This window comes from Paraburkholderia xenovorans, from assembly GCF_046030735.1.
Lineage (GTDB): Bacteria > Pseudomonadota > Gammaproteobacteria > Burkholderiales > Burkholderiaceae > Paraburkholderia > Paraburkholderia xenovorans_A.
In genome coordinates this window covers 164,944-179,740 of record NZ_JAQQBV010000003.1, presented here as the reverse complement: position 1 = coordinate 179,740, position 14,797 = coordinate 164,944, and the positions used below count along the sequence as shown (strand labels likewise).

Here is a 14,797-nt window from a genome sequence, read left to right as displayed (position 1 = left end):
CTTTCAGTCCAGACTTTTCACACAGAAAACAATGCAGACGATCTGATCCCAGACTTCAGAGTAACCAGGACCATTGAACTACGCGCCGCAATCAAGCGGTAACCGCTAGAATTGCGGCTTTAGTCTGGAACACGCCGATGTCTTTCGCGTCGCTTGGCCTGATCGATCCCTTGCTGCGTAATTTGCAGGTCCTCAATTACCAGACACCTACGCCGGTGCAGACCAAGGCGATTCCCGCCGTGCTCAGCGGCAAGGACGTCATGGCTGCAGCCCAGACCGGCACTGGCAAAACCGCGGGTTTTGCGCTGCCGCTGTTGCAGCGGCTAGTGCAACATGGCCCCGCGGTGTCCAGCAACCGCGCGCGTGTTCTGGTGCTGGTGCCCACGCGTGAACTGGCCGAACAGGTGCTGCAAAGTTTTATCGATTACGGCAAAGGTCTCGACTTACGATTTCTGGCCGCCTACGGCGGTGTGAGTATCAATCCGCAGATGCTGAAGTTGCGCAAAGGCGTAGATGTGCTCGTTGCCACGCCGGGCCGTCTGCTAGATCTCAATCGCCAGAACGCAGTGCAGTTCGATCAAGTACAAACGCTGGTGCTGGATGAAGCCGACCGCATGCTGGATCTGGGCTTTGCGCGCGAACTCAACGCCGTCTTTGCTGTGTTGCCCGCTCAGCGCCAGACCTTGCTGTTCTCTGCCACCTTTACCGACGATATCCGCGCCATGGCGGCGGGCATTCTGCGCGGTCCGGTCAATATCAGTGTCAGCCCACCCAATGCCACGGCCAGCAAGATCAAGCAGTGGGTGGTGCCGGTGGATAAAAAGAACAAGCCTGATCTCTTCATGCACCTCGTGGCTGAGAACAACTGGGAGCACGCGCTGGTGTTCGTCAAAACCCGCAATGGCGTGGATTACCTGGCAGCCATACTGGATGAAGCGGGCTATTCAGTCGACACCATCCACGGCGACAAACCGCAACCGGCCCGCCTGCGTGCGCTGGAGCGCTTCAAGACGGGCGAAGTACGTATGCTGGTAGCCACCGATGTGGCCGCGCGCGGGCTGGATATCGACGACCTGCCGCTGGTGATCAACGTTGATCTGCCGATCGTGGCGCAAGACTATGTGCACCGTATCGGCCGTACTGGCCGCGCGGGTGCCAGCGGCGTGGCGGTGTCCCTGGTGTGTGCCGATGAAGCGCCGCAACTGGCCGCGATTGAAGCGCTGATCCGGCAAACGCTGCCTCGTGAAGAAGAGCCGGGTTTTGAAGCGGAACATCGCGTGCCGCAAACTAGCGCGACGGGCCAGATCATCAAGAAGCCCAAAAAGCCTAAGAAGCCGAAAGTGCCGCAATCTGCGCCGGGCACCATGCAGGTACTCAGCAAAAATCCGCGTCCGCAAAGTGGCGAGAACAAACGCAAGCCTGCAGCGCAGCGCGCTGTCGTCGCAGGTGGTGGCACAAGCTCGTCCAGCGGTAGCCCATTCAGCGTGCAAAAGCCACGCAGCAAACCCGCCAGCAAGCCAGCTGCGGGTTCACGTAAGCCGGTTGGCAAACCCGCTGGTGGCCGCAGCAAACGCCAACCCTGATCCGAGGGGATGAGTAACGCGTGCCTGGAATAGCCTGGCGGGGGAGGCCGTCGGCAAACCGGCATGAATGCCCAAAGGTCGATCAGGACCGGGCATTCAAACGGATTAGCGAAGCCTGTCAGTGCCCCGATCCTACTGGCTCGGACCCTGATCCTCTGCGCGATTTTTTCCCACCGGTAAAGCCGATAGCAGCGCAGGCCAACTCCCTCTGAAGTGACTCCCCGCTGCAATGGCAGAAAACATCATTCCGGTGATGCATACGCCGATCCAGCCACATGTCTGCCACGCAACGATCCCCGCTGCCGAACCTACGGCACCGCCGGCGAAATAACACACCATGTAGATGGTATTCACTCGTGCACGCGCTTCGGGTCTGAGCGCGAAAATGCGCGACTGGTTCGGCGTTTGTGCGACTTGCAGGCCGATGTCCAGCACGATGACGCCTGCTACAAGGCCGACGAGACTCGAGCCCGAGAGGCTGAAGACGACAAAGGACAATGCGACAAGACCGATTGCGAACGAGATGGCTGTGCGCGGCCCGCGTCGATCCGCGAATTTACCCGCCCACGGCGCAGTGAGTGCGCCTGCTGCGCCGACGATACCGAACAGTCCTGCGGCCTGCGGTCCGAGATTAAACGGCGTACGAGCGAGAAGTAACGACAGTACCGACCAGAAGAGACTGAAGGCGGCAAACAGAGCCGCACCGGTAAGCGCGGCTTCGCGAAGTCCGCGCAATTCGACTGTGAGATTCCACAACGAGCCTATGAGCTTGCCGTAGGACAGTGTCGAGGCCGGCTTGCTGGAGGGCAAATACCTGATCACCATGATGGCCAGGACTAGCATCGAAACAATGGCCGCAACAAATACGATACGCCATCCGAAGTGTTCGGCGACAAAACCCGACGCCGTGCGCGCGAGCAGGATACCCAGCAACAGACCGCTCATCACAGTGCCGACAGCGTGACCTCGTTGTTCGGTCGGCGCAAGCTCGGCGGCAAACGGTCCCGCTTGCTGCGCGACGGTCGCGAACACGCCGATTGCAAGGCTTGCAAAGATCAGAACAAGCAATGTCGGTGCGGTTGCCGCAGCGAGAAGTGCCGCGCAGATTCCAGCGATTTGCCACAAAATGATCTGGCGACGATCAAGGCGGTCACCCAGCGGGGCGAGCAGCAGCATGCCGGCGGCGAAGCCGATCTGGGTTGCGGTGGGTATGGCGCCGATCCACGCAGCACCGTGAGGAAACGTGTGGCTAATGTTATTGAGTAGCGGCTGGTTATAGTAAATGTTGGCGATCGCAACGCCCGCGATGATGGCTAGAATCCGCAGCAGAAAACGCAGTGATCGATTGGAAGAGAATGACTCGAGTGTCGACATAGGATGGCTGAAGTCAAAGAACGACGGGCTGGCTGCGATATATCGACAGCCAGCAGAAAGCGGCAGCAGCACTTCATGTCTGCCGGGGAAGTTTTAACGAGGTGACGTGTTGTGCGAACGGATCGACGTTCAGCACATCAGAACAGTCTGGATTGATATGAGCGCGATTGCACTCAATGGTCGGCCGGCGACTGAATGATCAAGATAACTTTTTCGTCGGCGCTTTGAAGCGGGTGGCGTCGGTAGGAGCTGCACCCGTTCTTAATGTCGCACAAAACGTCGCTCAAGGGAAGCGCCGATTGTCGTGCCGACTCCATGACGAAAAGCGATACTGAAGGCGCTGCAGGATCGGTAACCTATTGCGATTGCAATGTTCTCCAAAGCAGTGCAATTGCCGCAACCTATTCCGCCAGGACGGTAGCGGCAGTTTGCTCGGCGCAACGGTTCGGTGCGATTGACCTGCAACAATCGTGACACGTCGGTGTCGTGATGTCATGAGGTATTCGCGCCGTTTATCGAACAGCCGAAGGAAGATACCCGAATCGCTCCTGGAATCGTTCAGTGAAGCGTGCCCGTGATTTGTAGCCGCACTCCTCCGCGATTCGCCCGATACCCCATGCGGTGGTCTGGATCAGCATCATCGCGTGATGCATGCGCACATCGATCAACAGGTCCTCGAATCGGACGTGTTCGCTGGCAAGGCGCCGTCGTAGCGTGGCGGGGCTCATCGCTAATTCCTTGCCTACGCTCTGTGCCGTCCAGGGGTGCGCAGGCGCTTCACCGATAAGGGCGCGAAGCCGCCCCGCCGTGCTGTCCAGATCGACTCGGCCGAACGAATGGCCACGCTCGGCGAATGCGAGAAGCAGATCCATGAGCCGGCATCGAAGCCGCTCGTCGCTGATGGAACCGTTCTCTATGCTTTCGACGACATGACGCAGCGTATCGGAGAGTTCGTGATCGAGCGATAACGTGCGGAACGGTATCGCGGGCGTGCATTCGCTCCTTGTGCCCGGATAAGTGCGGTGGAAGCTGTCCAGCAAGACGGACGAGAACGTCAGGAAGATCGAGCGGAAACGTTGTTCGCTTCCTCCCGGCGTTTTCAGCAGATCCACACGGGTATTGGGTTCAACCAATACGAGCGATTCCGGTCCGTCCGCCGACATCGCGTTGACGCCGTCGTCTAGATCGAGTTGGCCGGATACGATCAGCAGGACCGTCGCGTCGTGAAACGTGAACCGCGAGGTATGTTGCGGCAGTTTCAAGCGCGGTTTTGCGAGGCCGCACAACGCGCGCCTTAAAACCGGTACACCAGACGAAGATCGCGACGATGAGAAATCCGTATTTGATCTTTCGGACACAGGCTCCCGCATGCCGGCCGCTGAAGGTATCAATGCCATACTCGATTCTCTCGCCTATGCCATTGCGTCGATCACGACGTCGGGGTTCAGGCTGTACAAGCCGGTCAGGCTGGCCTCGCCAAGCACGTGCGCGTCGGCGATGGCCGCGCGGACGTTCGCGCCGGTCAGCGGGCCGTTGATTTCCAGAGTCGGATTGGCGAGCGCATAGATTGTGAAGACGTAGTGGTGGACGAGCGTATCGTTCCAGGGTGGGCAAGGGCCGTCATAGCCGTGGTAATCCCCCTTCATCTGCTCGTCACCGGCGAACCAACCTGTGTAGTCGTTAATGCCGTGGCGCAGGCCTGCGGACGCATCCAGCCCCGGCTTGCCGCGCGGCGTCACGCCGTCGGAATGGGAGCCTGCCGCGATTTCCGTGCGACTGGCCGGGATGTCGAGCAGCAACCAGTGAAAGAAGTCGACGCGCGGCAGTGAGGCCGGTACGACTCGTCCGGGCTGATTCACATCGTCGCCGCGGCTCGGTACGTCCGGGTCATGGCAAACCACGACGAACGATTGCGTACCTTCGGGCACGTCGCTCCACGCGAGGTGCGGATTGCGGTTTGCCGACAGCGAGATGCGGTTCACTGCGTCGGTTACGGCGAACGCGAATTCACCGGGGATCGGCTGGCCGTCCTGGAAGCTCTGGCTGACGAGTTTCATATGAAGTTCATTCCATTTGATCGAAGAAGATTTGAGTACGCATTCGTATGCGACCCAATCATTGTAAGTACTTCGAGTCAGCGAATGATCGCTCAGGCAGTCAACCGTGCGCCATATCCAATCAATTTGATTGTTTAAGGATCATTTGTCGAGTAACTGCGGCATCGGTACATACCGTATCTATACCCCCACCCCCTATGATAGACTTCCAGAAATTGTATACCCCCTAGGGGTATTGGGAGGATGTGATGGGTCACACGGTTCAGGAGAAACAAAAGCTTCTTAACAGGGTTCGCCGTATTAAAGGGCAGGTAGAAGCCATCGAGCGTGCGTTAGAGGAAGAGCACGGTTGTTCGGATGTGCTGCAACGGATTACGAGTTGTCGAGGGGCGATGAACGGATTGCTGGCTGTGGTGTTGGAAGACCATATCCGGAACCACCTTGTCGATGCGGATCACGGCGAGGAAGACGGTGGTAGCGCGACGGAACAATTGATCGAAGTGGTACACAGCTATTTCAAGTAGAGTCGAAAATGAGTGATTTCAAAAACAGCGCATTCGGCGCGGCACATGAGCACATCTTTCTGGGCGTGGGTCACGAAGAGAACGAGCGCAAGACGTGGGCTGTGATTGCACTGTGCAGTGCGATGATGCTTATTGAAATCGTCGGTGGCAGTATGTTCGGTTCGCTGGCGCTCGTCGCCGACGGCCTGCATATGTCGACCCATGCCGGCGCGATGCTGATTGCAGCCCTTGCATACACCTACGCGCGCAAGCACGCCGGCGACTCCCGCTTCGTGTTCGGCACGGGCAAACTGGGCGACCTCGCAGGGTTTACGAGTGCCATCGTGCTTGCAATGATTGCCGTGCTGATTGGCTATGAGGCGGTGTCACGTTTTCTGTCGCCGGTACCTATTCATTTTGGGGAAGCAATTCCCATCGCGGTGGTCGGCCTGCTTGTCAATCTGGCGAGCGTGTGGCTTCTGAGCGGCGGCGATCACGGACACGTCCACGGTCATAGCCACGGGCACGGGCATGATCAAAATAGCCACTCTCACGAAGATGAGGCGCAGAAGATTTTTGCCCCATCCGGCGTGTTTGAAATCTCCATCTTCGAGCACGGCGTGCCACCCGTTTTCCGCATGACGCCTGCGACCGGGAACTCACAACTGGACGCGTCAGCCGTGTTCCTTATGACGGTTCGGCCCGATGGGACAGAGCAGGTATTCACGCTCGCTGACCGTGGCGGCTATCTGGAATCGAAGGAAGACATTCCTGAGCCGCACGCATTCAAAGCCATCGTGCGGATGCCGGACGGCGAGCACGAAGTCGAATTCGAAGAACATGAACATCACGACGACGCGCGTGAAGCGGCGACGCGCGACCACAACATCAGGTCGGCGTACGTTCATGTGATGGCGGATGCGGCGGTCTCCGTGCTGGCTATCATCGGCCTTGTACTGGCACGCGCATTTGGCTGGCTCTGGATGGACCCGCTTGCCGGTGTCATCGGCGCACTGGTGATTGCAAACTGGTCGTACGGCTTGATGCGTGACACGGGTGCGATCCTGCTCGACATGAACCCCGACCGGCGCATGGCGGAGCACATGCGTCATGCGATCGAGGACCGCGGCGACAAGGTGGTGGACCTGCATGTATGGCGGGTGGGTCCCGGTCACATGAGCGCCGTGGTGTCGGTGGCAACGGATGAAACCCAGCGAGACTCGCGCTTCTATCATGCTGTGCTCGGGCGATTCAAGGGACTGTCTCATATCACTGTCGAGGTGCAGCCGTTACAGGCAGTGGCCTGATTGGTGGCAGTCAAGTCAGTACGAGCTCAAAATGAAGTTCGCACGCCCTGGTTGAACATAGACGATATCCGGAGGCACCCCATGCAGGAAGAGCAAACACGTGAGGCCCTGAATGCGCACTGGCAAGCGTCGGCGGCCGGCGATCTCGATGCAGAGCACGATATTTACGATGACGATGCCATCTGTGACTATCCCCAGTCAGGTGAGCGAATTCTTGGGCGAAAGAATTTGCAGGCACTGCGGAGTCATCATCCCGGCAAGCCAGCAGGTTTCGATGTCAGGCGAATTCAGGGAGAAGGCAATCTATGGATTACGGAATACTCGATCAAATATAACGAGCGGCTGGCTTACACGGTGAGCATCATGGCGTTCCGCAACGGCAAGGTCATTCACGAGACACAGTATTTTTCGGATCCATTTGAAGCGCCGGGTTGGCGCAGTCAATGGGTTCAGCAACTCGCGTGACGACGCTATGATTCATTCAGCGTCGGAGTGTGATCCGCCAGTTTGACGCGTTCGACATCGCCGCCTGAATCGCTGACAATCACCGCAGAACTCGCTTCGTCCTGGTGGCGGAACCAGTCGTGTTGGCTTTCTCGTTGCAGCACGGCCCTCATCCATTCATCGGGTACAAGGTCGTCACCATCACAAGGTAAGTCTTTCATGCTGGATATCCCGTCGCTTGTAGTGCTGCTGATCGCAGTCTCGATCTGCTCGTCGCTGCTGATTTTTCAGATCGTGACTGGCGTGCCTCCGATGTCTTCAAGCGCATCGGAAGCGGCCGATGTCGTTGCATTGTTGAAGCAGGCAGGCTTGCCGAAACAGGCTAATGTTTACGAACTGGGCAGCGGCTGGGGCTCGCTCGTCATCGCTCTGGCAAGAGCGTTTCCCGATGCGCGGATTCGAGGCATCGAAGCGTCGCCGCTGCCTTATTGGGTAGCCCGCTTCCGGACGCGCAAAATGCCCAATGTATTTTTGCAACGGGGTAATTTCCACGAGTGCGATTTGCGGGATGCGCACGCGGTTACCTGCTACCTGATGATAAAGCCTATGCCTAAATTGGCGGCTCTCCTCGATCGCATGCTCGAGCCCGGTACGCCGGTGATATCGCTTACATTCTGGTTTCGTGAACGGCAAGTCGCAGCGGTCCGGGAGGGGCCCGGACTGCGCGGCGCGGCCGCCTTGTATTTCTGGCCCGCGCACAGAGGTTCCGGCACGGTGACAAAAGCCGATAGTAGCCAACGGGAAACCGATGGAATCATGACAAACCTGTCGTAAGGTCCGCTGTAAGCATCGATAAGTAGACCCTCACCATTCAACTGAACGGGCGGCCGCCATTGGCCGTCAAATTTATTGCCACTCACGTACCTTGATGACAGCGTCGGCGAAAGCCTGCGGTGCTTGTTGCGGAAGGTTATGTCCCGCATCGACGACGCGATGTTCATGCAGTCCGACAAACATGGCGGCGTGCGCAGCGGTCCCGCCGGGTTTGAGCGGATCCGCCGAACCGTCGATCGTCACCGTCGGCGCCTTGACCGTGGGCTTTTGCGCGAGGCGATCTTCGAGCAATTGCAACGCAGGATCGCCCGCCTCCAGACCAAAGATGTGGCGATAGCAATGGATCACGATTTCCACGAAATCGGGATTGTCGAAAGAGGTTGCTGACTGGGCGAAGGTCGCATCGTCGAATTGCCAACCGGGCGACCATTCGGCCCACAATATCCTGCACAGGTCACGACGATTTTCTCGCAGGCATTCACGCCCGCGCTCGGTCTGGAACAGGTGCTGATACCAGCAAATGCGCTCGAGCGATGGCGCAGCGGGGTGTCTTTGTCGACTCACATCGATCACGTCGTAGCCCGCGTATGACACGAGGCCGCTAATACGCTCCGGCCACAGCGCTGCGGCCACGCAGGACGCGTTGCCGCCCCAGTCGAAACCGCCGAGGATCGGACGTTCCAGACCGAGTGCGTCGGCAAGCTGGACGATGTCGCGGCCGCGGGCAGCCTGTTGGCCACTTCGCATGAGATCGTCGGATACGAAACGCGTTGGACCGAAGCCGCGGGCATAGGGCACGATGACCCTCGCCCCTGCTCGCACGAGTATTGCAGCGACTTCATCGAATGAATGCACGTCGTAGGGGAAGCCGTGCGACAGGATGACCGGCCAGCCACTGCCAGGCCCGTGCTCGATATAACCGATCCGCAGAACATCGGTTTCGACGGTCTTTAGTGCACGCTCAGCCATGAAATGCTCCCTGCGGTCGCGCAGACGCTGTGACGGTGGAGACGAACGCGCGCAGGTCGGCAAGCATCGCGTCGGGTTGTTCCAGCGCCGCGAAGTGCCCGCCCGACGACATCTCGCTCCAATGAACGATGTTGTAGGTCTTCCCGGCAAGCGAACGCGGTGGCGGCAGAAACACGGGATCGGGGAAGGCAGCGACACCGGTCGGCACCCGGATGCGTGTGCCAGCCGGAAACACGTGCGACCCTTCGAGCCGCTTGCCGTGATACATCCACGTCGCCGTCACGACCGACGATGGCGCGATATACAGCATGATGTTGGTGAGCAATGCCTCTTCCGAGAACTTGCTCCAGATGTCGGGGCTGCCATCGGCTGTGGTCGGTAGATCGGCCCATTTGCCAAACTTTTCGAGTATCCACCCGGCCACGCCGACCGGACTGTCCGCCATCGCGACGCCCAGCGTCTGCGGGCGCGTCTCCTGTTCGTGGTTGTAGCCGCTCTCCCAGTCGAAGATCGCGTCCCGTCTCGCGACATAGGCCTTCTCCTCGGCGGTGGTTGGCGTCGCGTCTTCGGCGACGAGGTTGACCATGTTGATATGGATGCCGAACAATGCGTCGGGTCGGTCGTGCGCCATCCAGCCCGCGATGCCGTGTCCCCAGTCTCCGCCTTGCACGATGTAACGCGATTGCCCAAACAGTCGAACCATCAGTGTGTGCATGAGTTCGGCGGCCCGACGCGGGCCGATGACGCCGGTGATCGGTGTGGAGAACGCGAAGCCAGGAAGCGACGGCACGATGACATCGTGTCCGTCTGTCGCGAGAGGTTCCAGCAGTTGCTCAAATTCAAGGAACGAGCCCGGCCAGCCGTGGAGAAGAAGAAGTGGTGGCTTCGAGCCATTACCCCGAACATGGAGAAAGTGAATGCGCTCGCCGTCGATGTCCGTCGTGAAGTGGGGGAGTTGATTGAGGCGTCGTTCGACTCGGCGCCAGTCATAGGTTTCGTCCCAGTAAGTGACGAGACGCTTGAGGTCGTCGATGCCTACACCGGACTTCCATCCGCCGGCATCGGGAAGCTGGTCCCAGTCATAGGCGCGGACCTTGGCCTTGATGGTTGCGAGACGCTCTTCGGATAGGTGGATCGTGTAAGGCGAAACCATAAATTTATCCTCGAAAGGGCTGCCTGATCGAAGCATGCAGTTGGCACCTTCGCCAACGGATCGGGCCTGACGCCTGTGACGGTTAATTGCCGATTACGTTGTTTTACGCAATACTAGACCCTTAAGATTTGCACGTGTACCCCCTGAAACTGCCAGGCGCTTTTGCGTTTGGCGCACAAGTCAATTCTCATGGACGTTGCCGGCGATCTGGAAATCTTCACGCTGGTGGCCGGAACCCGCAGCTTCTCGGCGGCCGGTCGCCTGCTCAACCTCGCGCCTTCATCTGTTGCGCGCGTAATCGATCGCATCGAAGCGCGGCTCGGTGTTCGCTTGCTGCTACGAACCACCCGTTCGCTGACGGTGACTGCGGAAGGCGCGACTTACCTTTCCTCGGCCCGACGGATTCTCGCGGACCTCAAAGAAACCGAACAACTGATCACGGATCAGAGTTCGCCACGAGGACGCCTTCGGGTAAGCGGTTCGATCCTGTATGGCAAAGCATTCCTCGTGCCGCTACTCCGCGATTTCATTCAAAGGCATCCGGGCATCCTCGTCGACATCAACTTGACCGACACTGTCGTGGACATTGCCGCAGGCGAGGCCGACGTCGCTTTGCGGTTAGGGCCGCTTCCCGACGGCCCGCTAACGGCACGCAAACTGGGCGAGACGCACAAGGTCATCGTCGCTTCGCCGGACTATCTGGCCCGTCGCGGCACGCCACAGATACCGGAGGACCTGCTCGACCACGACTGCGTCAATTTCAACTTCAAGCGTGCTGCGCCTGGCTGGCCGTTTCGCAAAGATGGCAACGATTACTCGTTGATGGTCAAAGGCAGTGTGGAGACCAACAATGGCGACACCCAGGGGCAACTCGCTGCGGAAGGCGTCGGGATAGCGCGCGTATGCATCGAGACGGTGGAGCACCAGATCAAAGCGGGCAGTTTGGTACCGCTATTGGAAGCGTTCAATCCGGGCGATGGTGAGGAAATTCATGCGGTGTTCGTCGGCGGCGCGCACATGCCGGCTCGCGTGCGCTGCTTTGTCGATTATCTGATCGAGTGCTTCGCGTCGCGCCAGGTGCATCCACGCAGTGCCTGAGCGCGCAGCTCATCGGTCCGGGCTCCGTGCCTCGGCATAGGTTTCCTTGCAGATCTGACGCAGCGCATCGACGAACAGATCCTGCGCCGTGGAGTGCGCCCCCTGTGAACGGGTGAACAGCGCGATAGGCGGAAGTGTCCATTCAAATGAATAAGGCACGATAGCCACGCCGGCGATTCGAACCAGTTCCTCGGCGATATCCGCGGGCACGATGGAGACCGCGCCTTCGCTCGAAGCAATCATTTCGCCGATGAGTTTGGACGAGTAGCTTTCCACCACGGGCACGGGAGGAGCCGTTCCGGCAGCGAGAAACAGGTCGGCCACCTGTTCTCTCATCGGCGTATGAGGCGCACCGAGAATCCAGTCCAGCGTCAGCAACTGGTTCCAGTCGAGTTTCGTGCGCGCCAGTCTTGATGCGAGACGCCGGCTCGCGATCAGCCGGGGTTGCTGCCGGAACAGCACCTCGAAGCCGACCTGCTTCAGATCGATCACCGACGACGCCCGCCCGATCACGATGTCGACCGTATGGTCCTGCAATTGCAGCAATAGTTGATCGCTGGTTCCTTCATGGATGGTCACGGTCAGGCGCCGCTCCATGCCGGATTGCAGCCGCTTCAGCGCCGCCGACAGCATCTGGCCGGAGATAAACGGAATCACCCCGATATGCAGATGCCCCGCATGCCCCGAAGCCACTGCTTTCATGTCGCGGGCGAGATGATCGAGATCGTGGATCATCGCCTGGGCTCGTTCGAGCACGACCGAACCGAGTGCTGTGGGCAGCATGCCGCGAGACGAGCGCTCGAAGAGCGGCGTGCCGAACATGCTTTCCAGTTCCGCCAGCGCGTTGGTCACCGCAGGCTGGCTGCTGGCCATGTGTTCCGCTACACGCGTAAGCGATCCCTGCTGCTGGATTTGCAACAACAGCACGAGGTGCCGTATTTTCAGGCGCGCGCTGAGCCGCCTGACTATATCGTTCGATTCAAATGTCATTGACGGCCGACGGATGCATCACGAAAAAATGATGGACCCATACTAAAACAAAATTATCACCTTATGGCAGGTCTCTAGAATCGCCTCAACGGATCGCGTGGGGATGGGCCCGACGCACTCACCGAGGTAAAAACATGAAGCAGACAGAGACAGATCGCCAAGCCGCATTCGACTATCACGAGTTTCCCACGCCCGGAAAGATCTCCGTGACGGCCAGCAAGCCGCTTGTCACCCAGCGTGATCTGGCGCTTGCGTACACGCCTGGCGTGGCCAGTGTCTGCGAAGCCATTGCAGAAGATCCGCAACTGGCGCATCGCTTCACGAGTCGCGGCAACCTCGTCGGCGTGATTACCAACGGCAGCGCCGTGCTGGGCCTCGGGAACATCGGTGCATTGGCCTCGAAGCCGGTGATGGAAGGCAAGGCGGTACTGTTCAAGAAGTTCGCCGGTATCGATGTGTTCGACATCGAAATCAACGAGACCGACCCGGACAAGCTGGTCGAGATCATCGCCGGACTCGAACCGACCTTCGGCGGCATCAATCTCGAAGACATCAAAGCGCCGGAGTGCTTCATCGTCGAGCGAAAGCTGCGCGAACGCATGAAGATTCCGGTCTTCCACGACGATCAGCACGGCACTGCCATTACGGTAGCGGCTGCGTTCATCAATGGCCTGAAAGTGGTGGGCAAAACCATTTCCGAGGTCAAGGTGGTGACGTCGGGAGCGGGCGCCGCGGCATTGGCCTGTCTCGATCTGCTGGTCGATCTGGGATTGCCGGTGGAGAACATCTGGGCGACCGATATCGAAGGTGTCGTCTATCGCGGACGGGTCGCCTTGATGGATCCGGATAAGGCACGCTTTGCGCAGGAAACCGGCGCGCGCAAGCTGGCTGAAGTGATCGAGGGCGCGGATGTGTTTCTGGGGCTGTCGGTAGGTGGCATCGTCAGCGCCGAGATGCTGAAGAGCATGGGCCCGCGTCCGCTGATTCTCGCGCTGGCCAATCCCACACCGGAAATCTTCCCGGAGCTGGCTCATGCAACGCGTGACGACGTCGTCATCGCGACCGGCCGCTCGGACTACCCTAACCAGGTCAACAACGTCCTCTGCTTTCCGTACATTTTCCGCGGCGCGCTGGACGTGGGCGCGACCACCATCACGCGCGAGATGGAAATCGCCGCGGTGCATGCTATCGCGGGACTCGCGCAGGAGGAGCAGAACGAAGTCGTGGTTGCCGCGTATGGCGCGCACGACGCAGCATTCGGTCCGCAATATCTGATTCCCAAACCATTCGATCCGCGCCTGATCGTGCGGGTGGCGCCTGCTGTCGCCAAGGCTGCGATGGAGAGCGGGGTAGCGACGCGGCCGCTGCCGGACCTGGACGCCTACGTCGAACAGTTGCAGCAATTCGTCTACCACTCCGGCGCGTTTATGAAGCCGCTGTTCTCGACGGCAAGACAGCTTGTGCGCGAGGGCGGCAATGCGCGCATCGTCTTCACCGAGGGCGAAGACGAGCGCGTGCTGCGCGCGGTGCAGGTGATCGTCGACGAGAAGCTGGCGCGCCCGATTCTGGTCGGGCGTCCAGAGGTGCTGCTGGCGCGCATCGAGAGATTTGGTTTGCGGCTGCGCCTCGGGCAGGACGTCGAAGTGACGAACCCTGAATACGACGAACGTTTTCCGCAGTACTGGACCACGTACTGGGAGTTGATGTGCCGCGACGGCATCACGAAGGAGATGGCGCGCGTTGAAATGCGCCGCCGCCTGACGTTGATCGGCGCGATGATGGTGCGACTCGGCGACGCCGACGGCATGATCTGCGGCACCGTGGGTGCGTACCATGATCACCTGCGTTTCGTCGACGAAGTGATCGGCAAGAAGCGCGGCGCAAAAACGTATGCGGCGATGAACATTCTGCTTCTCGATCAGCGCACGGTGGCGTTGGTGGACACGCACATCAACGACAATCCGGACGCGGAGCAGATTACCGAATTCACCATTGCTGCGGCGAGGCAAATGGAGTGGCTGAATCTGACGCCGAAGGCCGCGTTGCTGTCGCGCTCGAACTTCGGCTCAGGCAGTGCGGCTTCGGGTGTGAAAATGCGCCGCGCGCTGGAGATCGTGCGTGAAGCTGCGCCGGATCTCGAAGTGGATGGCGAGATGCATGGCGACTGTGCGCTCGACGAAGCCCTCCGTTCACGCATTCTGCCGACGTCGTCCCTCAAGGGCGCGGCCAATCTCCTGGTCTGTCCCAACGTGGATGCGGGGAACATTGCCTATAACCTGCTCAAGACCGGCGCAGGCAGCAACGTGGCAGTGGGCCCCTTTCTGCTGGGCGTCAACGCACCGGTGAACATTCTGACGTCGAGCTCCACGGTCCGCCGAATCGTCAACATGGCGGCGTTGACGGTGATCGAGGCGAATCGCAGGGCGTGATCGGTCTTTTGGATTCGTTCTGCGTAAGGCGGTCGAAGTCGCGGTGTCCGTTGAGG

14 protein-coding genes are annotated in these 14,797 nt (G+C 59.5%); 7 read left to right on the top strand and 7 right to left on the bottom strand.

Annotated elements, in window-relative coordinates; all coding sequences use genetic code 11:
• Positions 1-137 precede the first annotated feature (137 nt).
• Complete coding sequence (locus PQQ51_RS04075) at positions 138-1,583, top strand: DEAD/DEAH box helicase (RefSeq protein ID WP_408495060.1); 1,446 nt, start codon at positions 138-140, stop codon at positions 1,581-1,583.
• A 132-nt stretch (positions 1,584-1,715) separates the two neighbouring features.
• On the opposite strand, the gene PQQ51_RS04070 is transcribed toward PQQ51_RS04075, so the two are convergent.
• The 3 genes from PQQ51_RS04070 to PQQ51_RS04060 all read right to left on the bottom strand — a co-directional run bounded on the left by PQQ51_RS04070 (position 1,716) and on the right by PQQ51_RS04060 (position 5,014).
• Positions 1,716-2,957: an MFS transporter gene (locus PQQ51_RS04070; RefSeq protein WP_408495195.1), complete on the bottom strand. Its 1,242-nt coding sequence runs from the start codon at positions 2,955-2,957 to the stop codon at positions 1,716-1,718.
• 512 nt (positions 2,958-3,469) lie between these two features.
• A complete protein-coding gene (locus PQQ51_RS04065) occupies positions 3,470-4,219 on the bottom strand; it encodes a helix-turn-helix transcriptional regulator (protein WP_408495059.1) in 750 nt (249 codons plus the stop codon).
• A gap of 150 nt (positions 4,220-4,369) precedes the next feature.
• A complete protein-coding gene (locus tag PQQ51_RS04060; RefSeq protein ID WP_408495058.1) occupies positions 4,370-5,014 on the bottom strand; it encodes a YbhB/YbcL family Raf kinase inhibitor-like protein in 645 nt (214 codons plus the stop codon).
• Positions 5,015-5,262: 248 nt separating this feature from the next.
• On the opposite strand from PQQ51_RS04060, the gene PQQ51_RS04055 reads away from it, so the two are divergent.
• The 3 genes from PQQ51_RS04055 to PQQ51_RS04045 all read left to right on the top strand — a co-directional run bounded on the left by PQQ51_RS04055 (position 5,263) and on the right by PQQ51_RS04045 (position 7,289).
• Positions 5,263-5,538: a metal/formaldehyde-sensitive transcriptional repressor gene (locus PQQ51_RS04055; RefSeq protein ID WP_408495057.1), complete on the top strand. Its 276-nt coding sequence runs from the start codon at positions 5,263-5,265 to the stop codon at positions 5,536-5,538.
• A gap of 8 nt (positions 5,539-5,546) precedes the next feature.
• Positions 5,547-6,824, top strand: a complete 1,278-nt coding sequence (gene dmeF, locus PQQ51_RS04050; protein WP_408495056.1) for a CDF family Co(II)/Ni(II) efflux transporter DmeF — start codon at positions 5,547-5,549, stop codon at positions 6,822-6,824.
• Between the two features lie 81 nt (positions 6,825-6,905).
• Positions 6,906-7,289, top strand: a complete 384-nt coding sequence (locus tag PQQ51_RS04045; RefSeq protein WP_408495054.1) for a nuclear transport factor 2 family protein — start codon at positions 6,906-6,908, stop codon at positions 7,287-7,289.
• A 5-nt stretch (positions 7,290-7,294) separates the two neighbouring features.
• Here PQQ51_RS04045 and PQQ51_RS04040 read toward each other — a convergent pair whose 3' ends face one another.
• Complete coding sequence (locus PQQ51_RS04040) at positions 7,295-7,489, bottom strand: hypothetical protein (RefSeq protein ID WP_408495052.1); 195 nt, start codon at positions 7,487-7,489, stop codon at positions 7,295-7,297.
• Between PQQ51_RS04040 and PQQ51_RS04035 the strand changes: the two genes are divergently transcribed.
• Positions 7,488-8,102, top strand: a complete 615-nt coding sequence (locus PQQ51_RS04035; protein WP_408495050.1) for an SAM-dependent methyltransferase — start codon at positions 7,488-7,490, stop codon at positions 8,100-8,102. The two genes, PQQ51_RS04040 and PQQ51_RS04035, sit on opposite strands and share 2 nt — an antisense overlap.
• A 72-nt stretch (positions 8,103-8,174) precedes the next feature.
• Here the strand turns inward: PQQ51_RS04035 and PQQ51_RS04030 are convergent, their stop codons facing one another.
• Both PQQ51_RS04030 and PQQ51_RS04025 read right to left on the bottom strand, forming a co-directional pair.
• The gene (locus PQQ51_RS04030) at positions 8,175-9,071 is read right to left on the bottom strand and encodes an alpha/beta fold hydrolase (RefSeq protein ID WP_408495048.1); all 897 of its coding nucleotides are present in this window, start codon (positions 9,069-9,071) and stop codon (positions 8,175-8,177) included.
• Positions 9,064-10,260 (bottom strand): epoxide hydrolase family protein, encoded by a 1,197-nt coding sequence (locus PQQ51_RS04025; protein WP_408495046.1) that lies wholly within the window; start codon positions 10,258-10,260, stop codon positions 9,064-9,066. Before PQQ51_RS04025 ends, PQQ51_RS04030 begins: the two co-directional genes overlap by 8 nt.
• Before the next feature lie 153 nt (positions 10,261-10,413).
• On the opposite strand from PQQ51_RS04025, the gene PQQ51_RS04020 reads away from it, so the two are divergent.
• Positions 10,414-11,322 (top strand): LysR family transcriptional regulator, encoded by a 909-nt coding sequence (locus PQQ51_RS04020; protein ID WP_408495044.1) that lies wholly within the window; start codon positions 10,414-10,416, stop codon positions 11,320-11,322.
• A 9-nt stretch (positions 11,323-11,331) separates the two neighbouring features.
• Here PQQ51_RS04020 and PQQ51_RS04015 read toward each other — a convergent pair whose 3' ends face one another.
• Entirely contained in the window at positions 11,332-12,312 is a 981-nt protein-coding gene (locus PQQ51_RS04015) for a LysR family transcriptional regulator (protein ID WP_408495042.1), read from the bottom strand.
• A 134-nt stretch (positions 12,313-12,446) separates the two neighbouring features.
• Here PQQ51_RS04015 and PQQ51_RS04010 point away from each other — a divergent pair, with 134 nt between their 5' ends.
• The gene (locus PQQ51_RS04010; RefSeq protein WP_408495040.1) at positions 12,447-14,741 is read left to right on the top strand and encodes an NADP-dependent malic enzyme; all 2,295 of its coding nucleotides are present in this window, start codon (positions 12,447-12,449) and stop codon (positions 14,739-14,741) included.
• The last annotated feature ends 56 nt before the right edge of the window (positions 14,742-14,797 follow it).